Below are 25,021 nucleotides of genomic sequence, written 5' to 3'. Positions count from 1 at the left end.
GGACGCGCTAGCGTGACCCGATGGACATCAGCTTCCACGGTGCCGCCGGCGGCGTTACCGGTTCGTGCCACCTGCTCCGCATCGGCGGACGCCAGCTGCTGCTCGACTGCGGCATGTTCCAGGGCCGGCAGGAGGAAGAAGCCCACAACCACGATCCGTTTCCCTTCGACGCCGCCACGCTCGACGCCGTCGTCCTGAGCCACGCCCACATCGACCACAGCGGGCGCCTGCCCATCCTGGTGCGCCGCGGCTATCGCGGCCCGATCCACGCCACCCCGGCCACCATCGACCTCGCGCGCGTGCTGCTGCGCGATGCCGCCCACCTGCAGGAAGCCGACGCCGAGCGCGACAACCGCCGCCGCCAGCGCCAGGGCAAGGCGCTGGTGAAACCGCTGTTCACCCGCGACGACGCCGAAGCCACGCTGCGGCTGTTCACGCCACTCGAGTTCGACACCCCCACCGACCTCCTGCCCGGCGTGCGCGCCACGCTGATCCCCGCCGGGCACATCCTCGGTGCCGCCAGCGTCGTCCTCGACCTGGAAGAAGCCGGCCGCCGCCGGCGGCTCGCCTTCAGCGGCGACATCGGCCAGGACGACAGCTGCATGCTGCCGCCGCCGCGCCCGCCCGATCGCGCCGACCTGGTGCTGCTGGAGAGCACCTACGGCGACCGCAACCACCGTGCCCGCGCCGATACCCATCGCGAGATCGCCGAGGTGCTGGAAAGCGCCTGGCAAGCCGGCGGCAACCTGCTGATCCCGGCGTTTGCCATCGGCCGCACCCAGGAACTGCTGACGCTCTTCGCCCTGCACCGCGAGGAGTGGAACCTCGATCGCTGGCTCCTGTTCGTCGACAGCCCGATGGCCATCCAGGCCACCGCCGCGCACGTGCGCCATTCCGAACTGTTCAACGACGAGGCGGGCGCGCTGTTCGCCGGCCGCGATCTGCGCCAGCTGCTGCCCAACCTGCGCGAGACCGCCAGCACCGAAGAGTCGATGCGCCTCAACACCATCCGCCGCGGCGCGCTGATCATCGCCGGCAGCGGCATGTGCACCGGTGGCCGCATCCTGCACCACTTCCGCTACAACCTCTGGCGCCGCGAGTGCCGGGTGATGATCGTCGGCTACCAGGGCGAAGGCACGCTCGGCCGCAAGCTGGTCGATGGCGCCAGCGAAGTGCGCATCCACGGCGAGGACATCCGCGTCGCCGCCGGCATCCACACCGTCGGCGGCCTGTCCGCGCACGCCGGCCAGGACGAACTGGCCGCGTGGTACGGCGCCATCGAAGGCCGCCCGCCGCTGGTGCTGGTGCACGGCGAGGCGCGTGGCCGCGATGGGCTGGCTGCGCGGGTGCAGGCCGACTTCGGTGTTCACGCGCGACTGCCCGTGTATGGCGAGCGCATGGCGCTCTAGCATCCGCGCCGCGGCCGCGCGCTTGCCGGCAGACGGTCTTTCCAGCCGCCTCGCCACGTGAGCCGGTTCTGAATGGAGTCCCGAGTCGCGGGCCATCTTCGCGCCAAGCCGACATGTGCACAGACATGGTGCGTCCCACGGCGCAACAAGGCGCCAGACAGGAGATCCCATGAACAGCACCGCCAAGACACTGCTCGCCCTCGGCTTCGCCACCGCGCTGGCCGCCTGCAGCAACCCCGACCAGGCCGCCAACTCGGCCCAAGATGCCGCCGAGTCGGCAAGCGAGGCGCACCAGGCCGCGCAGAACGCGTCGGCCACCGGCGACATGGCCGCCACCTCGTCCGCCCAGGCTGCGGCCGGCGCCGCTGACGCCGCCGCCGATGCCGCCGCCCATATCGCTGGGCAGGTGGACACCGGTGACGAGCTGACGCGTCGCGACGACCTCGCCGACGCCGCCGAGAAGGCCGCCGACGCGGCCGAGCAGGCGCAGGACGCGGCCGAAGAGGCGACCGCTGCGGCCGACGGCAAGAACAACACCGACGGTAACTGATCCAGTCGCGGAAACGACTCCCGCGGCGGCTCGACCGCCGCGGGATCGGATCGCGCAGCCGTGCCCTGTCCTCGTCGTCAGGTCGCGGCTGCGCGATTTTTGCCTGAGCGGTGCCCGCTACAATCGTCGCCGCGGGCCTATAGCTCAATGGTCAGAGCAGAGGACTCATAATCCTTTGGTTCCAGGTTCGAGTCCTGGTGGGCCCACCAAAATCAAGTCCAAGGACGTCCAGCAACGTCCATGAAACCCACAAAAAACCCCGCATATTGCGGGGTTTTATGTCCGTACTAGTCCAGGCACCTCCACTGGAATCCAGCGCATATGTGAGTCAGACTGTGAGTCACGGACCGGCATCGGGGCGGTCTGACTCACAAATGGCTGACTCACATGCTGACCGACACCAAGTTGCGCTCGTTGAAGCCCCGCGATAGTGCCTATCGCGTCGCTGATACGAACGGCCTATGCATTGAGGTTCGCTCGACGGGCGCGAAGGTGTGGCGCTATCGCTACCGTTACGCGGGCAAGGCGAGCATCGTCACCATGGCGGAATACCCGGCAATGGCGCTGAGTGAGGCGCGGGTGAAGCGTGACAAGCTGCGCGCCCTGGTGAAGGGTGGTGCCAATCCGGCGCAGGTCGCGCGAATTGACCGCGCAGCAATCGTCGAGCGATCTGAAACCACATTTTCCGCGATCGCCTCCGAACTTTTGGCGAAGCGGGCGAAGGAGGGTTTGAGTCCCGGATCAGTCAAGCGTGAACGCCGCCTCTTCGAGAAGGACTTAGCGAGCATCGGGGACATGCCGGTCACGGATATAACTGCGCCAGTGTTGCTGGCTGCGTTGCGCAAGCTGGAGCGGCGGGGGGTTGTTGAGACAGCGCACCGCGCGCGGTCGCTGGCCGGGCGCGTATTTCGCTATGCAATCGCAACTGGGCGGGCTAAGAGCAATCCTGCCGATAGTTTGGTTGGCGCCCTGGAGCAGCCGCAGACCAAGCACTTCGCAAGTGTGACTGAGCCCGAAAAGATCGCAGAACTACTGCGCGCGCTGTATGCCTATCGGGGCGCAGTCGTGACGCAGGCGGCTCTGAGGCTCGCTCCCATGCTGTTCGTGCGTCCTGGCGAGCTTCGCCGTGCGACGTGGGCAGATATAAATTTGGATACAGCAGAATGGCGCTTTATTGCGAGCAAGACGGGCACCGCACACATTGTGCCGCTACCGAACCAGGCGATTGAGATATTGCGGGAACTGCACCCGATGACTAAACGAAGCGAATATGTCTTCCCTGGCGTGCGCAGTGCGTCGCGGCCCATGAGCGAAAACACGGTCAACGCAGCTTTACGGAACTCAGGTTTCGACGGAAATACGATCGTCGGTCACGGATTCAGAGCGATGGCTCGCACCGTTCTGGATGAGGTTCTTGGCTTCAGGCCTGACTTTATCGAACACCAGCTTGCGCATGCTGTTCGGGATCCCTTGGGGAGGGCGTACAACCGGACTGCGCACTTGTCTGAGCGTAAGAAGATGATGCAGGCGTGGGCAGACTACCTGGACGGACTACGGCTCAAGGCCAACGTTCTGCCACTGCGTCGTCGCGCTGGCTAGCCAAAACCTGTCACCTGCGCCTGCAAGCGGCTTTCCATCAAGCTCCTTCACCGGCGCTGAGTTTCTTGACTGCCTATAAAGAAAGAAGACGTACCCTACCAGTAGGAGGGATTCTAGGGGTCCGGTGCGTCTAAGATGGGATCCGATGCGAGGATAGCTCTACTGGGCCGACCAGCGTGGCCGGGCTGGCGATACCCTCGCGTTGTGCCCGTAGAGAGTTACTCCAATAGCCAAGGAGGGATTGTGTCTATTGCCGAGCTCCTGGCTGAATCGGCCGGGCCTGGTGCTGACACGCCCAAGCAGGGTGTGGCTATCGCACTTTCGGGTGGTGGTTACCGGGCCATGCTGTTCCACACTGGTGTGCTGTGGCGGCTGGGACAGCTGGGATTCTTCCAAGACAAGCCACTGGAACATAACGTGGCCGGCGTAACCAGCCAGGTGGGCCGTTTAGAGCGCATCTCTAGCGTGTCGGGTGGTTCAATCACCGCGGCCGTCTTGGCGCTGGCGCTCGAGCGGCTGGAACATACGAGTGCAGCGGCATTCGACGGAGCATTCAAAGAGCACGTGGTTGGTCCAGTGCGCCAGCTTGCTGGAAAGAATCTGGCTGGAACAAAGCCTAGTGGTGCTTTCCAGGTCATCAAAGATATTGTCATGCCCGGGCGGGTCAGTGAGCACATCTCTGCTGCCTACCGACGCGAGCTGTTTGGTGATAAAACGTTGCAAGATTTGCCAGACCGTGTGCGCTTCGTCATCAATGCCTCCAATTTGCAATCCGGCGCACTTTGGCGATTCTCCAAGCCATTCATGCGGGACTGGAAGGTAGGGGAGGTGCCTAATCCAAGGGTTTCTCTTGCCGACGCGGTGGCTGCCTCTTCTGCATTTCCGCCTGTACTGGCGCCCGCTCTGCTGTCCCTCAAAGAGTCTGACTACTCACCCAATAGCGGGGATCCAAGGCAGGGGTTGCAACGTGCACCCTTTACTACGAATCCGACGCTCGCAGATGGTGGTGTTTACGACAATTTGGGCCTTGAGACCTGCTTCAAGCGCTACAAAACGCTTTTCGTTAGTAATGCTGGAAAGCCGTTTTCGCCAGAGCCTACTGTCAAGAGCAACTGGGTGTCGATCGGGAGAAGATGCCTGGATGTTGTCGATACGCAAGTACTCAACCTGCGAAAAAGATTGCTTATGCAGGCGCTAGTTAGCGGCGAGCGCACCGGCGCTTTCTGGGATATCGAACATGATATCGGGGTTCATCAGTGCGCAGGCGCCTTGCCATGCCCGCAGAACAAGACCGCGTTGCTCGCCCAGGTCCCCACGGATCTTGCTCACAAGGATGGTGCGCTTCAGGAGTGCTTGATCAACTGGGGATATGCGGTCACTGATGCGGCAGTCCGGACCTGGTTCAACAAGACATTACTTGCCCCTGGCGGATTTCCCTATCCCATTGGCGTCGGATGAAAGAGAAGCTATGCCCGCGCTTGACAGCTTCAGCGAAGGATGAAAAGCAATGACCGTCTTAATAGATGACAACTCGAACGAGCCGGGAACGCACGCCATCGTCATAGGCGTAGGGGATTACCCCTGTTTGAAAGGGGGCAGCAATCCAAATCCATTCGCGCACCACATGAACATGGGGCAGCTCTCCTCGCCAGTGAAATCGGTTGAGCAGATGACTGAATGGATTCGGCACCAGATGGACAATAACGAAAAACCACTTCGATCACTGGGAGTGCTCTGTTCGGCGCCTGACCCGCTCCAGATGACACAAGAAAATGGCAACGTGGTGAATATAGAGAGGGCCTCCCTGGCTAACGTCGAGAATGCCATCGTGGCCTGGAAGAATCGTGCAGATAGGCACGAGGGCAATATCGCCATGTTCTACTTCTGCGGACACGGGCTGTCATTCAGCGACAGCGAGATGAGCCTGCTCATGGAGGATTTTGGATCTAATGAGCACTCGCCCATGAGACATGCGGTTGACCTCGACAAGCTCAAGATTGGCCTGGGGCAACACTGCAAAGCGCTGAACCAGATTTTTTTCATAGACGCGTGTCGCAACACGCCAACGCCGGATTTTCTGGACCAGTACGGCAACAGCAGCAGTGGCGAGCAGATCATTGCGGGCGGAGTCGCCCGAAATACTCGGGACAAGATCCGGGCTGTGTTCTATGCGACCAGTCTTGGCGCCGCCGCTTACGGTCAGAAGGGGAGGTCCTCGTTGTTTACTCAAGGCTTGTTGCGGGCATTCAAGGGAAGTGCCAGCCGAGGAGTTGGTAATGGGTGGGAGATCGTGATCGAAGCGATCGCAGAAGCAGTAAACAAGTGCGTCCAGAGCCTCTCGTATGAGGGAGCACTTCAATACTGTCAGTCACGCGAGGCAAACAAGCCGCTGACCTTGCATCGACTGCAGGGGAAACCAGAGGTCGTTGTCAAAGTGGTTACTAACGATCGGACATTGCTTCCAGAGGCGGTCTTCCAGTATGAGTCGTTGCCTCTCCCCCCGGCACTGACAGAAACGCGCAGCCAGCCAGTGCAGGCTCCATGGTGGCTACATCTCCCGGAAGGGCTGTACGCGTTCGCAGCAGTATCACAATCGACCCAACAATCAATAGGCCGCTTTGAACGCCATATCGCCCCGCCGGGTCAGGAGGTAGCAATATGATGACCGATGACAAGCTGCCTTATCTGGATGTGTCCGTAGGCGCAAGCTTCCTGAAGCCGAGCGGAAAGGCCAACAGCGCGGTAGTGGAGGTCGTGCCCCTGGGTGAGCGAAATCCCTTGGAAAGTTCCATGCGCTTTGTGATCGGGTTGAACGACTCGCATCGTCTTTCGGTGAACCCAGGCGCTTACACGGTTCGGCTATTTCTTCCCAATGGAAACGTGATGGCAGAATCGGTCCAAATCGAAAGGGAAGATGAAAAGGTCGAATTCACGCTCTCGGGATCGCCAAGGGAGAAACTCCCCAGCGAATCTTTTCTAGGTGTGGTTCAACGTCTACCCTCTGAAGGACGGGCTGATACCTATAAGACACTCCGGGAGCAGATACAGAAAAGCATCGAAGTACAATCCGCATCGCTACTGTCTGAATCTGCAGGAGCAATTCCTGAGACCACAACCACTACAACACCGACTCCAACACCGATTACGACTCCTGCTCCCATAGCCACTCCTACACCTACACCAGAGGCGTTGAGAGAGAGTGTTCAGCAACTTCGCCAGGTGGAAAGCGATGTCAGGGCTACGGCGCAGTCGATCGCTCGCCTGACCGACGGTGATGCCTTCCTGCGGGTCAGGGGATGCCGTTGGACGTCACACAGGCACCCCTCCACCCTGTCAGATTCAGCGCCTCTGCCGGGGCTCAACCAGCAGCTCTATTCGGCGCGAGACTTCGATATGGCCCTGGAGTGGCTAGGCCAACCCGATCCAGGGACCAGTCCGTTAGGAATGGTTCTGCTGGACTCCGGCGGAGCGCGCTTGTATTCGGCTAACCCGCTCCAGCCTACCGTGATGCAGCCGAATTTTCAGCGGTGCTTTGCCACTGTGGTAGACCCTACCGGTGACGCTCATATTCTCGTGCTTCCGGAAGGCTGGAGGAGCCTTTCCCACGATGGCCACGACATAGCTACTGTCTCTGTCGTGGTGAGTGCGTCTTTTGACAAGGTAATGATGGAAGAATCGGATCCGAGCGAACGAGCCCGGTGGAAGTGCTCGGTGGTGGTCGACGACGTAGATGCAAGTGCATACCTGGGCTTTCTCTATAACGGTCAGATACAAGCAGCTTCTCTGATATTGAAGGAAGCAGAAAGCTTTCTGTATGAGAAAGATGCTAATCCTATTGCAGCGGCAGCCGGTGCTTATGGTCTGTTGGCTTACACGTCAGAAGATGAAGAGGCGAGTAACTCGCCATGGCGGTACTGGATACAGAATCTCTATGGGCGTTCACCGGGCTTGCCGGATTCGGCCATTGCGATGGCTCAGATGTATTGGAGATTTGGCCTTCCCGGCTCCGACGGTGCAGAAGACATTGATGTGGAAGTACTGCGCGACTACGCCACTGAGGCGGTCCATCGAGGCATACCCTATTTTTCTATGGGCGTAACACTTCTGAGCGACATACTTCTTGCTTTGTCGCAAGACGATGAAAGCAACGAGCGTACTGGGCCACGAGTGGATCTGACCAAGCAGCACTTGAATAGTGTGCGCAAGTTGAACCGGCTGGTTGTTCAGGGTGAGTTCTTCACCATTCTCAGATTCGAGACAAAAAGCCATGGCTGACATCTTCAGAATCCTGGTCTTTCCGGCCCAGCGCGGCGATGCGTTGCTGGTTGAATACGGAGACGAGGACGCGCCCTATCGGATCCTCATCGATGGCGGAATCAAGGGCACGGCAAGGGACTTTCTTACCTCTTGGCTGGAAAAACTTGGTGACGATGTCCGAATCGATGTTCTAGTGGTCACCCATATCGATCTGGATCATATACAGGGCGTATTGGCCCTGGTCCAAGCCCTTCCACAGAACATCACCATTGGACGTGTCCTGTTCAATGGTGAGCAGCATCTGCCCGTTGAGGTTTACGGTGTTGCAGAAGCGCTTCAGCTGGCTGATGAGCTGACCGCCCGGCATGCGGATGCGTGGGAGCTGGGAATGGCTGGACGTGCGGTCTGCCTGGACTCCGACGAAGAACCGTACGACATCGACTTGCCGGGCGAGATGACGGCAAAAATCCTGTCGCCGAGTATCGAGAAGATGACTGCCCTTGCGGAGGATTGGAAGGGCGCATTGGAAAGCCTGGGCGCGACTGACGAACAGCTGGAAAAGATTGCCGATCAGGAGGATGAGGAGGATCTTGATGGTTTCGAACGACTGGGAGCGGAAGAGCTTGACGTGGAAGCGCTGGCTGCGACGAAGTTCACCGAAGATGATGCCGCACCGAATGGAGCAAGCATTGCCTTTGTGCTGGAGTACCAAGGCAAACGCGCGCTGATGTTGGGTGATGCCCATCCAAGCTTAGTTCTGCAGAGCTTGAAGAAGGTGTGCAATGATCCTCTCTACCTGGATTGCGTGAAGCTTTCCCATCATGGGAGCAGACGCAATACCAACATCGAGCTTGTGGAGCATCTAGTTTCGTCCCGTTGGATCGTGAGCTCCAATGGAGCAAGCACTCGGCACCCGAACCTCGAATCGATCGCCCGATTACTGCGCCACAGCCCAGGGCCGAAAAAATGGATCTACTTCAACTATCGGACTATCCATAACAAAATGTGGGACGCATTGGATCTGAAGACCCAGTATCAGTACGAAACCTTCTATGGCGATGGACAAGAGCCTGTCATCGTTGATTTGCTCTAATCAACGACAGCGTGCGCCACTGAGCGTTGGGCTCGGCAAAGGATTTTGGCATTGATGAGAGCGCAACTAGGGATTTGTCAGCGTGCAGGTTTTCGGTAGGTCGGGAACAGGTCGCTTGTTATAAGCAAGAGCGCAGCCTACGCGGATAAGCGTGGTGACTACACGATTCCAGTTCCTAGGGCGCGTGCATCTGGTGAGTCGATTGTTGATCTAAAGCTGGAGCAGAGTGGCGCACTCGCTGGCCTCAGATTAGGAAGCAAATCTGGATTTGCGGGCGAGGGCAACGCACTCGCTGCTATAGCGGATCATTTTCTGCCTTCTGACCTTCAGGTGGCCGAGTGCTCCCGGAGACGCCGTTTATATAGCTTGGCTATCCAACGAATGGCAGTCCGGATGGAATTGTTCGAAAAGTGGCTAAAGGGAGTGCGCTTGGCGCATATTGCGCATTCCAAAGCTGCCGCGAATGACGCTAGGCGGCACAAGGCCTTCGGCATCCCCGTGGTGATCGTTACGACGATCGTGGGCACAGCGGTGTTCTCGAGCTTGGGCGAGCCTCCCGAACGAGGATGGACGATTGTCGCAGGCGTGCTCAGCGTCGCCGCCGCAATCCTCTCTGGCCTCCAAACGTTTCTGGGCTATGCCGCTAGCGCAGAGCGGCATCGCGTAAGCGCACTCAAGTACGGCACGCTGCGGAGAGAGCTGGAGCAGTTCCTCGAAGACCCCCCGCAGATACCTGGGGCGTTGACGCAATTTGCCGACGAGTTCCGCTCGCGCTGGGACGCTGTGGATGAGCTCGCCCCTCCGCTGCCGCAGAAAATGTACCGAAAGGCAGAGCAGCAACTAGAGAATTCCCTTCAACGGCGTGCTCCATAGACCGATGCGTCGACCTAATCCCGTGCTAGTGGTGGCCGCCATTCCGGACACCTGGATGAGTCGGAATTGGTGCTGTGTGACGCTGCAGACGGAGCGCCGCGCAGGTTCTACCCGCGCTGACCGCTGGCGTCCCGGAGCTCTGGCGCCGAAGTTTCGTCTTCCGCACGGGCGTTCCCACTGCCGCTGGCCAGGACAGATCAGGAGGAGCTCGAGAGACGAATCAAGGTCGACAGGTACCCTTTGCTTGAGCCGGCCGTACTAGCGAAGTCCTACTAGCCATTCCAGTCAACGCATCGGGCCTTGCGCCAAAATTCGCGATGCGCCCATGCCAGCCGTCCGCCGACTTACAGGGTCCTGTTCTGGGATGCAGACCAGGCCCGAAAGGAATCGGGGCAGGGTAGGGGGCGCTTCCGACCTATTCTGTTGAAAAACTCGCTCGCTCCGAAATCGCTTCGAATGGTTGCCATGACAGCTAGATATCCACAAGCTTCGATCTCTAATTCGCTCTGAAACCGTTTTGTTCTTGGGCTCGCTAGAACCAGTGAGGAGTTCTTCAACAGAATAGATCCTAAGCGGACATCGATGGCCTGCACTTGCAATTGCCGAGGCCTTGGAAGTGCTGGTCTGACCTGCATAGACCATTCAATCGTTCGCTTTTCAAGAGAGATAACGTTCTCCGGTTCCTCTCGATCCTTCTGAAACTAAGATAATTTAGTTTTTCATGTCCGATAGCAATGGATTGCCGCGTTGTAAGGAACGTGATCCTGACCCAGAAGGCGGGTGCTATGTCGCGTAGGACAGATGAGGCGAGTGCCAGTCTTAGCGTAATCGAGCTGGTTGTCTTCGTGTGGAAGCGTATATCAACGGGTGCAGGAAGCGCCCTCGCTCCAAAGCGGATCTTGCGTCCAAGACCGATGATCGAGATGGAGTCGGATGCGCCGCCTCGCCCTTACTCAAGTAAATGGCTCTTTAGAACGCTCTACGCGCCTCATGCGTCTCGTGTGCGCCGACAGCCTCCAATCACCCAAATCGAGTAAATTCCTGTGGAGGATCGCAGACTGAAACTCACCGCTTACGCCGGAAACTACGATGCCATTGTGGACATCAAGGATGATCCCGGTCCTCTGAACACCTGGATCAGTCGATCCGCTGGGGCTTGGGGATCCAGCCAAGGCACATTTACCAACGCGACGAACACGGGTCACGCAAAAGGCTGCGGCGCGATCGACTGCTGGACACTGTACAACTTCGATTTCGACGTCAACGTCGTCGGCGACACCGGTGACGGCGCCAATGCGGACCCTACAGGTGACTTTCCGGTAGGTGAACTGACCTGGGAAGTGATTGGGTGACACCGAAACATCCCTGCTCGTCGTAGCGCTAACCCCAGCGAGCCTGACCTCGTTGTAACAAGCCCAAAGGCGGCCCCATGAGTACGCGGTTCCTGGCGTTTCGTGCGTTTGGCAAGTTCCAGTGGCCGCCCGTTGGTGCCGGACCTCACGAGCAAGAGCGCGAAGGGGTTGTCGAGGTTCACTATGTCCAGGTACCCAACTCGTTGCGATACGCGGCGTGCGTTCGTTGGGTACCTCGGACGCTGTTCACAGGCGGTGAACCGATTCCTTGGGTGCCCTTTGAGACGCCTTACGCGGCGCTTGAGTCGCTCCACACTATCTCGGACCTGCCCGCGCGGTTCGCGCCGGAAAACATCGCAATTGCTTTCCGATTCGGCGGCCACGATACCAGCGTTGCGAAGGGAGTGCGGCTGCAATTCGCGGGCGCAAACGTGTTCGATCAGTATTCGGCAGTGGCGTCGCGGCCGCAGGGGCCTCCACGGCTAGTATTGCGTATGCCGCTTCTGGCGAAGTTTCGGCGCAAGGGTAAAGATTATCGCAGCACGGTGAAGATCGGGCAGCCCGGCAACGCGAATTGCCGTTTTGATGTTGCTGTCGCGCTTAGAACGCCACTCGATGACGATCAGGCCAACGACGAGCAAGCGTTCGCCGCGTTCTCCGCGCTCTACGGGGCAACGCGCTCAGCACCTAATGCAAGCGAACAAAACTTCGGGCTTGAACTAGAAACGCTGTGCTTCGGCGCGGTCAGCAAAGAGATCGCTAGTCCGACGACCGTCGGTGAGCCGTCGGCGATCCTGGGTCAATTTACGTTGTCTCATAGTCGCGCCCACGGTGTGCAAACCTGGATTGATTCTGCTTTCTGGCCAACCAAGAAATTGCTTCTCGACACGGTACTGCCAGCACTAGGCTTCGATACGAAAGGCGCTTCACGATCTCACTTCAGCACGCTCGATGCGGACAACAAGCCAGCCGCCCTGCACGGATTTCCCAGCTTAACGATCGCCGCCACCGGGGGCAGCGCGGCCGGTGTACCCGCGTTTGAAATCACTCAGCGTGCGGCTCTGGACGCGCTCGGTGAGTGGACGCCGGACAAAGGAGACATTCGTGTCGGCGTGGTTCGAAGGGGCGCCAACGACGAACGCTTGACGGTCGAGGTGCGCTCACCGGCACCTACGCTGGGTTGGATGCCATTCGAGACCGTATTGCATATATCGACCGCGCTCTCCGGGCGCGTCGACAATGTTTGGGCACCGGGGCACACGTCGGTTGACGTCCAGTCCAGTGTGGGCGGTCGACAGCGGCTCGAAGACCTCGACAAGACCAGCGCTTTGGCGCCCACGTCGCGCGATCGGGCCCACACGTTCGCGAGGCTGCTCGGTAGTTCATTGGGGGGCATGGCGCTCGCGCGCGTTGATCTGCTCCATCTTCAGCCAGCCCATCCGGTCAGCTCGCTCCCCGAACTCAGCGCGTTCAGGAAGAGAGATGAGGCATTTGTTGCATTGGTCACACGGAGCCGGTGCGAACTTGGGAAACTGCAAGGGATTAGCTCCAAGCGAGAGGCGTACCGGCTTACCCTGCAAGACGTCTCCATAAAGCGCCTCTCGCTGCTCCCGGGACTCGAGTTTCGATGCAAGGCGCGTTGGCCGAGCCTAATCGACGAGCACGCTTCTGGTGTCAAAGGCGATGTGGCCGTAAGCCTGCGGTACGACGCGGGCGTATTGGCCCAAGAGAGTTTCTGCTTCGGCTTCACGATTCACGAGTATCAGGAGGCTGGCGCCCCGCCGAAGCGCCACCGAGCCGCCATCGGCGGCTTCGTGTTCGAGAGCGCTGGCGCAGGCGAAGTCCCATTGCTTTCCACCGCAGACGAAGGTCGCGCGACTTACATTCGGGTGCGTGTGAGGCCACCCATCATGTGGCAGGGCACCTCGCTGCCCACCGTTGAAGTTCAAGCTAAGCTCACGCTGTCGTTCGATCGCGTCGATGTCGACGGTCTCGACACTGAGCGTTTCGCGCCATCCGACTCGAAAGGTCGGCTGCTCATCCAGGAACAGCAGGGGGTAGCCGGCCGTTACTCTCTGGTGCTCGAGGAGACGGTGCAGTCAACCGAAGAACGTCGCCTGCAGGCCACGCTACAGGAGCAGGTCGAGTCTTCCACCCAAGACACCAGCACGGTTGTTCTTTCTACCGAGCCGCTGGCGTTCTTTCGCGCGCACATGCCGCCGCTGGAGGCACGGGGGGGTCAAGACACCGTCCATGTGGCTGCCTATGACAGCCACCGTGGCACCTGGCAAACCCGCCTGGTCCGCCCTGTCTATCACTACACGCTTCCGCCGCAGTCGATCGGCGAGAGCATGGACAAGCCCAGTCGCCTGGAAATTCATGACTACACCGCGCCCGCCGCGGGCGAGCCGGCGGAGTTCATTCGCCCGATGTCGCCACTAGAGACGGCTAGCAGTTTGCCCAAGCGCCGCGCAGTCGAGTTCCGACTGACACCTCCGACGGAACTATGGGTACGCCCGTCGGATGTGGAGCGCAATTTCGCGACTCCGGAGTGGGCGGCGGCGACGCTGTTCCGCCAACGCGGGGAACTGGGCCTCGGCGTCGCGCTTGAGGCGTTACGTACCGAGTTCCTCTACGGCCTCTCTGTCTCTGTTGAGCCTGCGCGGGAATCTGGGCCCGCCCGTCGAGCCCGCGTCGCGGAGATTGAGACGCTGCTGGGTCGTCCGGTTGCCTGGAAGGGCGTGAACACAGATGACGAGTACGAGGACCGCTGGGACGCCAAGATGCGGGCATACCGCCGCCGCCTGGAGCGCCTGGAACTTTGGGCCGACGATCCGATGTCCGTGATTCCGTTCGCGCCAGCGCGTTTCCGGGAGAGCACGCGATTTGCGCTACGCACCTCGGCGCTACATCGCCCCGCCGTCGCCGAACTGGATCCACCCAGCGCCGCAGTGGCGTCTCCCACCCAGGTCATCCCTGCCCTGTCGCCCCGGCTTCACAGCACGGGACTGCGCGGAGGTGCGCTGTGGTCGTTCGAGTCGCGCAACGTCCTCAACATGCTACTGCTCAATCCTGTCTCCGAGGGCGGAACGCTGGAGGGCATCGCGCTCGGGGTCTTGGGCGGCGATGCCGATCAGACTGCCGCGTTCTGCAATCGTCGCGTTCGCATCATCAGCGAAACGCGCGGCGGCTTCGTCCAACGATTGCAGGTTGAGGTGATCGGCCGCATCGCCGTTTGGTGGAACCGCGCCAAGCACGTTATCGTGTACGAGCGTACCTGTAATCCAAGTGCTCAGTTCACGCCGCTGGAAGTGCTGGGTGATCGCACGCGTCGCCCCGTACTTCGCAAAGTCCGAGAGTACGTCGAGCTGCTCCAGCCGGAGCGCCGTTATCCCGATGCTCCCGGCGCGGCGGGATTCCACGCCTGCTTCGTCCGCGCGTTGCGATTCAACCAGAAGCAGATCGCGGTTGACAGCATGTGGGGTGAGGACCTTGATGACGCCGGCAATGCGAATGCCGCGATCGGATGGATCGTCCCTCTCTGGAACCGATATGCGGCGCGTGTCCGGCCACAAGTGTACGCCCGACCCGACATTGTCTTTGTATCCGCGGCCGAGGGCGCATCGGGCGAAGAATCGCCGCAAGAATGCCTTAACCCGGAGAACCTATACTTCTTCGCCGACACGACACCCGATGCCACCGATGACACGGACGCGTGGATGACGCGTCTGCGGATCGATTACCCGAATCTGCCTCTGCCTTGTCACGGGTGGCCGTCGCGTCCCGCGGGCCCTTCTGATGCTGCGTCGACCGAGCCCACCAGCGCGGCCGACGCCACGCCGCCCGGCCATGCGCGTTACACTTGGCGCCTGGCTCCCCCGGCCATTCGAACACCCGTCAATGAGCACCGCGGAGAGAAGCCGCTATACGCGGCGATCGAGACCATCACGTTCTCGCGGGCGGGACGCCCGGCGTCGGCGCCGCCGGCCAACTCGCTCGCATCGGAGGCGCTCACAACCGCGCTTAACCTGAAGCTAGTGGGCGCCCTTAAGCTGCCGCTCAAGGCCGATTGGGACAGTCCCGCACGCGCGGACGATCCGCCTGAAATGCGCCTGGCCAGGGCGGCCCTTGCCGCGGTAAAACTGCCGACGAGTCTGCCTACCGACGATCAGAAGCAACCTATCAAAGACGCCATGGGTGCGCTCAAGACCGCGTTCGATGTGCTCCGCGCGCAAGGCGGTGCCCTCGAGCAAAGCGTCGCTGTCCACAAAGACCACCAGTCGGGGCTGATCAGCCAGGAACTGAAGGACGCCTATCCGCTTTCCGACTGCAATCAACTCACGAAGCGCCTTACGGCTGGATTCGATGCCAAGCGCCTCGCGCTCAGTCAGCAGTTGCAGGCTTGGGACGCAAAGGTTGCCGATCAGCTGGATCGCGCGGTCGGAGACGAGAGTTTCAAGCCGAACTTCTGGATGGACCGTGCGCTGTTCAAAGCACACATACATGAGCTCTTAGAAGAGGAGCTTCACAGCGTGTTCGCGTCGACCACCATCGAGCTGGGCTCGGCGCGACGTGGTGTGGAAGCCATCCGTTCCGCCATTGCGGACGTATCGACCAGTCTCGAAGTGGGGCTGGATCGTGTCCGCGCGGACGTGGAAGCTCTGAACCTCTCGATCGACCGGGATAAGCCGTGGTCCGCGGCCCGGCGGCGGGACTTCGAGGAGCGAGTAGCCGTTGTGGTACAGCGCGCCCAGCGTGCGCTTGAGGCTGCCATCGCCGATGGCACTGCTCGCATTGCGGCCGAAGCGGACCCCCTCACCGAGTACGTCGGCGTCATCATCGGTCGGGCGTTGACCGAGATCTCGTCGAACGAGAGCCCTGTGGTGGCACGACTGGACCGGGCCAAGGAGGGGGTAACCCGCATTAGCACTCGGCTCACCCAGCAATCCAAGGTTGCGGAGAAGGTGCTTTCGAAAGTGGTCGCCCAGCTCATCGCGCATCGCGATGCGACGGGAAACCAGACAGAGAAAGATGCATGTCAGGCGCTACTTGATGTCGCCCAACCGCTGCAAACCGACCTCACCTCGTTGAGCGCGGCCTGGGCGACGATCGAGCAGGACCTGAAACAGGACGCTACGGAGTTCGGGCAGTCAGTCAAGCTGGCGGCGGCTCACGCCAGGCAAACCACGGCCACGGCAGGTCAGGGCCTCATCGACTTCATCGATTCCCTGGAAGCGCACGCAGCGACTCTTCCTGCGCCATTGCTTGCCGACATTCGCGCAAGCCTTGAAGCCGTTCCTGTCTGGATATCGGACACTGTGTCCGCGCTTCTCGCGGAGACGGAGCGCGCCACCAACTGGGTGGATGCCTCACTTGAGACCATGCGTCGCGAACTATGGGAACTTGCCGCGGCGGCAGACGGCAAGCTCGAAAAAGTGTGCGCGCTGCTTGAGGACCGACTCAAGGTAGTCACAGACGGATTGAGCAAGGCCGAGGGCGAACTGAGCCCTGATGCGCTCACCGCGCACGTACTTGAGCGCATCAAGGGCGTCGTCGATCCGATCATCGATGCTATTGATCCTGCGGTGTTCGGCGCGAGTGTGCTCGATGTGGCGACCGCCGCTGAGCTGCGCAGTGTGTCGACCAAGTTACTCGAGCAGAGCTTGGTACTGATCAATCAGGGCAGCACCCTAGTCTCTGAACTCGCGAGCCACGTCGAGAATGCCTGCGCCTCGATCACTTACCGTTTCGAGTCGTTCTCCAAGGAGACGGCAGCCGAGTTCGTGAACAGTTTCCCGAATTTCGCTGAGCGATTCAACGAATGGATGGCTGATGCGGACGACGTCATGCAGAACGTCGAGAAGTGGAGACGTCTTCGGGATGGATTCGATTCGTTCGACAACGATGCGCGCAAGGTCGTACGACAACTGGTCGCCAGCGGCGACATGGCGGCCCGCTACGGCGAACGCGTGATCGACGCGGTTGCCGGTATCACCAACGGCGGGGTTCTCTCTGTTCCGGGAAACATACTTCGCGCCTTGGCCGCTGCAGGCACGCCGCCGGAGCTGCCAAATCTGGAATTCGCCAAGGAGCGCCTAGCCTACTACTACGGACTCGTCGACGGTGCGGTCGACACCACCCCGGTTGAGGCTTGGTTTGGTCGTCTCGGAGACGACCTCAAAGCAATCGGCCTCAGTCTTCCGTTTGACCGGATCGGCAATCAACTTGAGCCGATCGATCTGTCGCAGTTCGACATCGGACGAATCCTTCGTAGCTGCGGTGGCGTGAAGCTGGATCGCCTGTTCAAGGGCTGCAAGCTGCCACAAAGCGCGACGGACGCCATCCGCATATCCCATGACTTCGACCGAAAGAACTATCGCGCCTGGTTCCAGATCGAAGTGGATGCGCCGCTCGAGGGCAGGAATGCCCTTTTCTCGTTCGGTCCCTTCTCCCTTGATGCCGTCAACGCTCGGGCCAAGGCCTTCCTGCGGGTAGAGGCCTCGAAGAACACAGAAGAAGTCTCCCGCCAGGCACGGTCAAGCTTCGAGACCGATTTCGAGATGGTCGTCGGTGGCCAGGTCATGGTGACACTGCGCGAAGTGGCGGTCCGCTATGACGACAGCGGAAGCTTGAGGGTCGACTTCGATCCGAAGAAGATCGAGCTCAATTCGGCGCTGCAGTTCGTCCAGAACACGCTGGGCAGCATCATTCCCGACGAAGTGGGCGGCCTGAAGGTTCTAAAGCAGAACGGCCTGCCGGTGGGCTTAGAGCACGTCTTTTCTATGCCACCGACCAGCCTGATGTTCGGCACCAGCGGCGTGCAGAACATTCAAATCTCCAACCACTTCCAGCTCATCGCATACCCCGACTTCCTCATTGCAAACCGCTTCGCGCTGTCCCGCCCGGATCTGCCATTCTTCTTCACCATCTTCATCATCGGTGGTACGGGGTGGATCACCGTCGACGTTGAATATCGGCCTTTCGGCAATGGTCTCCTCGTCGAAGTCGATGCCGGCGCGGGTGGTTCGGCTTCGATCGCGTTCGCCTTCGCCGGCGTCACCGGGTCTGTGGCCATCAGCATTAGCGTGGCGCTGACATACCGCAAGCTCATTGGCCAGTCGGGTGGCGGTCTGACCGTCTCGATGTGCGTGCTCGTCGTGGGCGTCGTGGATGTCCTGCGCATCGCAACCGCATACATCACGATACTTCTGCGTTTGTCCTACAAGGACAACGGCGACATCGATGCTCGCGGTAGTTTCAGCATTACGATTCGCATCTCTCGTTTCTTCAAGATCTCGGCCGGTGGCCAAGCCCGATACGCCATGACGGGGGGGAAGAAGCAGACGTCCAGCGAGAGCAATGTCGACGCCGAGATCACCGACGAGTCTTTGAAGAAGGCTTCGAAGCTCATCAAGGGCCAAGGAGGGACTGCGCCGTGACCGATACGATACTCTGCATTACGGACGAGGAAGCGCCCTGCTTTCAGAAACGGAGTCAACGCGGCTTTGCCATCCGTCTGTCGTTCGAAACCGATCGAGTAGACGAAGTCGATGCGCAACAGGCATTTAACGCGTTCCTGCTGCGGCTGGAAGCCATTCGGTTTGCCGTCTACCAACTTCAAAATGGGATCTTTCACAATGTTGCGGCTCAGACCCAGGGCGAGGCCTTCTGCCGCGACTCCGCCGACGCGCTGATAGGTTGGCTGCCGAGCCAGAAGCCGACTGCTGCACGGTCGTTCTTCTACACGCCCTCGCAGCAGTACGAGCAAACCAAGACGGCCGACCTGCTCGATGCCCGGGACGTGATAATGGGCGTTGCCGGGTTCGTCGCACCGTTGCCGCAGAAGCTGCATCTGGCCTGTGTAATCCACGTTGATCGCGTGCTGCTCCTGCCGGACCCAGACGCGCCTGTTGTGGTTCTTCCGCACTTCGACCAGGAGGCGCCAGCGAGTCTACCCGTCGCGCCAGTCGTGCCGGGGGAGTACTTCTTGATCTCCGAGGCGGGCGTGCTTTGCCGATCAATCGTCTCTCGACCTGCCGAAGCGCCCTCCACGGACATCAGCCTGGACGAAGGGTTTGCTCCCGCTGACGGGTCCAGTCAAGAGGCCCACACCGCCATGGCGCGCGTCGAGCAGCGGGCAGGATCGTTGGTGACAGGATTCTTGGCCGCCAATGAAGTTGCCATGCCAGTGACCGACGATATCGGGTCTGGCCTGAATGCACCGAGCGAGGCCGAACAACGCGCGCAGGTGCGACGGCGAGCGTGGCGCGCCATCACGGCGCTTGCCGCGGCGTTCGACACGCTGCTGATTGCACTGCGAATGCCTGGGGCTCCGAGGCGTGATGGCGCTTTGCTCGCCGGGTTGCTCACGCATCTCAACGTCACCGTTGGCGAAGCGTGGGGTAAGCCACTGTCGAATCGTCAGCTCAGGGATGCGCTTCGTGAGGCGATCGCGGCACTCCCCGCTCTGAGCACGTTGCCGACAGACGCGGCAAAGCGAAGCACGCTCGTTAGTGTCCTCCGTCACCTAGCTGGTCTCCCCGGGCAGCCTGCTTCTCTCGATGACTCGACAGACTGGCTTATGTGGCTCCTGCACGGCTACATCCACGCCGACAATGGCGACGTGTGGAAGGACGTTGCCGGTCGTGCTGGTATCATCGGCAGTGACGACGCTACCGATCGGCCGTTGACGTGGCAAGACCGTTGGGATCGGCAGGATCGCGAACTGGACCGCCAGATCGCGGCGTTTTATTCGGGTGTCACCAGCGAAAGTGGGCTCGAAGCCGCCGCGCTGCGCATCTTTAGATGGCCCGACGTCGCGCACACGTTCTGCACGCAGATCGGTGGACCGCAGCCGCCGGTCGAGCTCGTGCAGGCCTATGAAGCAGCGCTCAGCGCGTGGGAGCGCGAGTTTGCCGCCGTCGCCGACGGTGCATCGGCGGCCCGGCAAGCGGTGGGGACGCTAGTCTGCGATCGCCTCACTACCGCGGTACGATTCCGTGACAAACCGACAGAACTGTTGAGGCAGAACTTCAGAGATCTGAACTTCTGGGCACGGCGCTTCAATAGCGCTGCGCTTCCGGCCCCCGGCACGGCGCTTCCGTTTCCTGAGCTGTTCGCGAGCCTGATCCATCCGGTTCCGGAGCCGGCGTCCTTCTTTGGAGCCATCGCGGGCGCTAGCCCCCTCCCGGACGACTGGCTCGATGCCAACGAATGGCTTGGAATGCAGCCGGCTATCGCGGAGGCGTGCGCGCGCATGACCGAGAGCTGCACGGATGAACTTTTCCCTCCTGCGGATCGTCGGTTCCGGCCGGACGAAATGCCGGTTCCCATCGCGCTGCAGGTGACGCTGGACGCCGCCGCCGATGACGACGACACGCAGGTCGACGAATTCGCCGCTGCCTTCAGCGGCGTCGGGGTTTTGCTACGACGTCAGGACGGTGCTGCGGTGGGCTCGGGGTGGTCCTACGCAACGATGGCTGAGCTGCTCGCTGATCCTGCTCCCGCATGGATGGCTCAGGCGCGCGGTATCCAAGCGCTTCCCACCACCGTCTGCAATGGGCGGCGATCGTTGTTCGTCAGTTACAAGGGGTTGCCCTTCGCTACGGCGGCGTACTCGGAGGCGTTACCGGAGGAGGGGGGCGACCCGGCGCCGACGTTTTGCACTACCGACTACCCGGAAGATGTGGCTGCGATTGGCGCACCGTTGCCTCCACTCGCCTACGGCTCCTTGATCGAAGTTGCCGCGTATGTGGTCGGTCGCGCTAGTTCTTTGCCGCTGCGATTGCAGGATGGTAAACCGTGGGTGCCCTGCAGGGTACCGACGCTACCTGCGGTCGCGGGCTGGAGTGAGACCAACCCGTACTCGCGCACCACGGCCATCGGCGGAACAGCCATCGCCGATGTTTCGACTACACCCAGGATCGGCACGGCACCCGAAGAGGTCAGCCCGTTCCTCGCCCAATCACCACGCCTGGCGGTCAGCGGGATCGCCATCACAGACGTGTTTCGAAGCAGCGACGGAGGCGGAGCGATTGCGTTCCCGCCTCTTGGAAGCCCTGCGACCGTTCTATCCCTGACAGACATTCGACAGTTCCGAGCTGCCGATAGCGCTCAAACGTTACAGATCGCTCCGCTACAGCAGGCGACCGCTACACATGAGTTTCCAGCGGCACACGATACCTACGTTACGTTTGCGGGCGCCTCTGTGGCGAGGCTTCGAATCACCCTTAATCGAACCGCACAGGACGCCGCAACGCTCGAGTTCCATGACGGTCACGCATCGTTGGGCACGCTCAATGTGGTGCCGTCCCAACCGTCAATGTGGCTGAGGCTGCGGTGTGTCGGCAGCGGCTTGGGTGAGTCGGTCAGTTTGGGCGACCCATCCGCAGAAACGCGCTCGTCCGCGGCTACCGGGCGCTCTGTCCCTGAAAACCTGCTGCTGTTGGCCTCGCACCAGCCAACTGTCTGGAATGCGCCGTTCAATGAAGCCACGTCCGTTAAGATCCAGACACCGCGCACTAGGTACGAAGACTGGGATCATTGGACCAATCACCCTGAGCTGAGGAAACGGGTGTTTGGCGCGTCCCCGGTCGATCAGAAGAAGGGCGACACCTTCTGTCGTCTGCTTCGCGCAGCCTCGATTGAGCGACTGAAAGATCGCCAGCTCAATGCTCTGCTGGACCAGCTTCCCGACCCCGCCGTCGCGGGGCTCCGGATTGACGTGGTTCCGTTGGATGGCTTGCGCGAAGAGCCTGCCAGCCTGCAACGCACGCTGCGTGCCGTTACCGTCGACGTTGGTCTACCGAGCTTGGGAGAACTCTTTAACCGCCATCCCGGGATCTGGGACAAGATCAAGAAAAACCAAGCAAAGGCTTGCCTCGTTGCACTGGCTCAGGTGCTGGATTGGGACCTGTCGATGGACACCTCCAAGGACGGTGCCATTAGCTTGGACGCATCCGCAAAGAACCTGACACTCCCCGAAGGAATCGGGGTGCGCGTGGCGACGTATCCCATCGTGCTCCCGGACTTTTTCGCGCAGCGCGCTGGCGGCGCACCATTCATATCACCCAAGCTACTTCAGTTTGCAGTAGGCCAGCTCCCGCAAGCACACTCGTTTTCGAACGGCTATTGCTTCGCGGGGGCCACGTTGCAGATCGAGACCATGCTCGGGTCACTGCAGGCTGGGGCAGCCGCAAACCGACCTCTGTGGCAGCTCACCCGAGATGACTGGGCCGAGCTTGCGTTCCGAACCATTCGACACGATGCGGTTGCTTCTGCTCGCCAGTACGTGTTGGTCGCCGCCCCCGCTGCGCCAGCATGGCAGTGGCGACAGCTGGGAAGCATCGGCGTGTTGACCCAACGCTGGCGCTTCACGGGCCGACCGATCGAGAACTGGTTCAGGCCAGCTCTTGCCGCCAAGCAATCTCAAAGCGGGGATCACCGCATAACGACCTCTGTCGAGGTGCAGGGAAGTGAGGTCTATGACTTCGAAGCCCACGCGTTTGGAGATCGTGATGAAACGGATGCCGATCTTGCGAGCGTACGGCTTGTGCCGGACTTCATGCCAACGCTGCTGGCAAGTCAAACTTGGGATCATCCTAGTGCCACCATGTTTCGGCATCGGTTCGAGCTCAGATCGCGCTACATCGGCGCGCTTCGACGGCCGACGGACGGGCGTTGTGAAGCCTGGAGTCCCAACGCCACTGACCCCAAGGCCTGGCTGCGAGTCGTCATGCTCGGCGAACGCAGTCGAATCACGCTGACGCGCCCGCAGCTTCGTGCGCTCATGCCGCTCACAGCGTCGACGGACTCGATCCAGGACAAGACGCCACCTTTGCTGGCTCTGTTGCAGGAAAGTCCCTATGCGTTCGGTGGGCTGGCCGACCGCCTAGTGGCGGAAATCCAGTCTGGCGTCGGCTACGCTCTCCAGACCAATGGTGCCGTTGGGCCGAACGATGTCCGGCGCGAGGTGGGCCCGGATCCTCGTCTGAGTTATCGCGCTACGCCGGAAGACGATGCTGCACGGTTGTGCTTGGAGGTCGACGGCCCGCTTGGATTGAGCTACGAGCCTGAACTGCGCGCCGCGGCATTTCCCCATGCGGCGCTCATGCTGCACCCGCGCCGGCTCGCCGCCGTGAACCGGCTTGAGAGCGCGAACATCCAGGAACACCTACTCAGCGTCGGAATGCGCAGGTATCTCGATCCCGATTGGCTCGTGCCCGAGCCTCCACTTGGCGATCGCTCGCCATTCCGTCAAACCTGGGTCGCCGAGTTCTCTGCAGCCGACGGTGTGGCCCTAACGATCACGCCGACCGGATCGAACGACGGTCGAGTCGTGCTCGTGAAAGATGTACCAAGCAGTGCAGACGTTGTCGTGCGCATACGGCATTGGGCAGTCGACGCCACGAGCCAGGTTGACACCGATTTAGTTCTGGCCGTTGTCCCTCGCGGGGCCACGCTGTCTCTCATTCACGCGCCACTGGACGAACGCCGCGCTGCGGTTGGTATCCTTATAAAGCGAGCCAAAAAGGCCGATATCTTGCTTGCAAGTCTGGAGTGGTCGCTACCTACAGACGTTCCCACTGCAACGTTGGCGCTCGTTAACGGGAATCAGATCATTGCACGACGCGCGACGAGCGCAAGCGGCGCGACGCCTACATACTGGGCACGCACGCAGCGCAACTTCGACACTCTCACCCACTACGACGATTCCAACTTGACGCGCGTGGCTGATGTTCCCGTCGGTACGCTGGAAGCCGTGCTCACCGAATACAGCGTGTCGTTTGCGCGCAAGGGCGTTGCCGGCATTCCCTGGATGCGCGCCAAGCAGGGAGGGCAGCCTTTCCCCGTGCACACCCAAAGGCACCTTGCTGTCGTGCTGATGCGAACGCAAACACGGTTCGGCCGTCAACTGACAGTTCCTACCGGGACGTACATGGCCTGTAGCCGCCATGTACGCGTGTCAGCAGCCGATTTGGCGGGTGTTACCGGCGTTCAAGTGCTCGAGCTAGAGATGCCGGCGCGCATTCTCGGCTTCATCCCCGGCGCCCAGGACGCATCCTACGTACCCACGGACTTTCAGCAAGCGTACTTTGACTTGGTGAGTGTCGGCGCCGTGCCGGCGACTATGCCACCGTCCTTGTTCTTCTTTGCGCGATTCATTGGCGCCCAAGCGAGTCTTCGCACCCTGTCGGAGCTCACAATGCGGATCCGTCGCAATGAAGAATCTGCGGGACAGACGATTCGAGTCTCTCGCGACATCAATGGCATCGAGCTCGCCGCTATGACGATCAGCGCTAATTGGAATGGTGCGGCTTACGTCTTCGAGGCTTCGTTTATCACTGCAAAGGGCGACATCCAGAAAGCCATCACTACCCCAAGCGAAGACACGTGGGTCCCGACAGCAGAAGGCACCCAAGGCCTCTGGCTCGCACTCGAGACGCCTCCCGCCTCTGAGCTGTGGCTCGAGGTTTCCATGTTGGCATCGCAGTACAGTGCTGCATCCGCGGAGCACGGCTACCTTGGAAAGATCGATTTCGACTGGTTCTTCGGGCGTGGCGTCGAACAGGCACTCATCGCGACACGTGAAGCTTCCATGCGTGCAACCGTCGAAGCCCAGGCACGTCTCGTTGCCGCTAGTCCGGAAATTCCAGTGCAACCGGCAGGTTGATTCGTGGATGCGACATGAATGGTGATCCCAATACATTCGCCATACGAAACGGAAAGCGTGTGCTGGTTTCGCGATCCTGCGCTCCTCTTGCCCGTACATTGAGCCCACTTTCCATTCGAGTTGCCGCTACCGAACCATTGCAACCTTGTAACGGTAATCCGCAGCGGGCCGCATTCGACTCACGATCCACCGATTAAGCAACCTCGACGTTTCATC

General features: G+C 60.7%; 11 protein-coding genes and 1 tRNA gene. All 12 read left to right on the top strand.

Features of this window, described 5'->3' with window-relative positions:
• Positions 1 to 20 precede the first annotated feature (20 nt).
• The 12 genes from IDM46_RS12470 to IDM46_RS12415 all read left to right on the top strand — a co-directional run bounded on the left by IDM46_RS12470 (position 21) and on the right by IDM46_RS12415 (position 24,805).
• Positions 21 to 1,409 (top strand): MBL fold metallo-hydrolase, encoded by a 1,389-nt coding sequence (locus IDM46_RS12470; protein ID WP_185115937.1) that lies wholly within the window; start codon positions 21 to 23, stop codon positions 1,407 to 1,409.
• A 169-nt stretch (positions 1,410 to 1,578) separates the two neighbouring features.
• On the top strand, positions 1,579 to 1,959 hold the full coding sequence (locus IDM46_RS12465) for a hypothetical protein (protein ID WP_182824411.1): 381 nt from the start codon (positions 1,579 to 1,581) through the stop codon (positions 1,957 to 1,959).
• A 133-nt stretch (positions 1,960 to 2,092) separates the two neighbouring features.
• Positions 2,093 to 2,168, top strand: a tRNA-Ile gene (locus tag IDM46_RS12460).
• Positions 2,169 to 2,346: 178 nt separating this feature from the next.
• Complete coding sequence (locus IDM46_RS12455) at positions 2,347 to 3,558, top strand: integrase arm-type DNA-binding domain-containing protein (protein WP_185115936.1); 1,212 nt, start codon at positions 2,347 to 2,349, stop codon at positions 3,556 to 3,558.
• A gap of 243 nt (positions 3,559 to 3,801) precedes the next feature.
• Positions 3,802 to 5,016, top strand: coding sequence for a patatin-like phospholipase family protein (locus IDM46_RS12450; protein ID WP_221441891.1), 1,215 nt, complete (start codon positions 3,802 to 3,804; stop codon positions 5,014 to 5,016).
• Between the two features lie 49 nt (positions 5,017 to 5,065).
• Entirely contained in the window at positions 5,066 to 6,220 is a 1,155-nt protein-coding gene (locus IDM46_RS12445) for a caspase family protein (RefSeq protein ID WP_185115934.1), read from the top strand.
• On the top strand, positions 6,217 to 7,833 hold the full coding sequence (locus IDM46_RS12440) for a hypothetical protein (protein ID WP_185115933.1): 1,617 nt from the start codon (positions 6,217 to 6,219) through the stop codon (positions 7,831 to 7,833). Before IDM46_RS12445 ends, IDM46_RS12440 begins: the two co-directional genes overlap by 4 nt.
• Positions 7,826 to 8,908, top strand: coding sequence for an MBL fold metallo-hydrolase (locus IDM46_RS12435; RefSeq protein ID WP_185115932.1), 1,083 nt, complete (start codon positions 7,826 to 7,828; stop codon positions 8,906 to 8,908). The genes IDM46_RS12440 and IDM46_RS12435 overlap by 8 nt, the downstream gene beginning before the upstream one ends.
• A 393-nt stretch (positions 8,909 to 9,301) precedes the next feature.
• The gene (locus IDM46_RS12430; RefSeq protein WP_185115931.1) at positions 9,302 to 9,781 is read left to right on the top strand and encodes an SLATT domain-containing protein; all 480 of its coding nucleotides are present in this window, start codon (positions 9,302 to 9,304) and stop codon (positions 9,779 to 9,781) included.
• Positions 9,782 to 10,878: 1,097 nt separating this feature from the next.
• Entirely contained in the window at positions 10,879 to 11,133 is a 255-nt protein-coding gene (locus tag IDM46_RS12425) for a hypothetical protein (RefSeq protein ID WP_185115930.1), read from the top strand.
• Positions 11,134 to 11,210: 77 nt separating this feature from the next.
• Positions 11,211 to 18,572 carry a hypothetical protein gene (locus tag IDM46_RS12420; protein ID WP_185115929.1) on the top strand — a complete coding sequence of 2,454 codons (7,362 nt, stop codon included), beginning with the start codon at positions 11,211 to 11,213 and terminating at the stop codon, positions 18,570 to 18,572.
• Complete coding sequence (locus IDM46_RS12415; protein ID WP_185115928.1) at positions 18,569 to 24,805, top strand: hypothetical protein; 6,237 nt, start codon at positions 18,569 to 18,571, stop codon at positions 24,803 to 24,805. The genes IDM46_RS12420 and IDM46_RS12415 overlap by 4 nt, the downstream gene beginning before the upstream one ends.
• The last annotated feature ends 216 nt before the right edge of the window (positions 24,806 to 25,021 follow it).

This window comes from Luteimonas sp. MC1825 (genome assembly GCF_014764385.1).
Classification (GTDB): Bacteria; Pseudomonadota; Gammaproteobacteria; order Xanthomonadales; family Xanthomonadaceae; genus Luteimonas.
The sequence above is the reverse complement of the archived record's forward strand: the minus strand, read 5'-3'. Positions and strand labels throughout refer to the sequence as shown.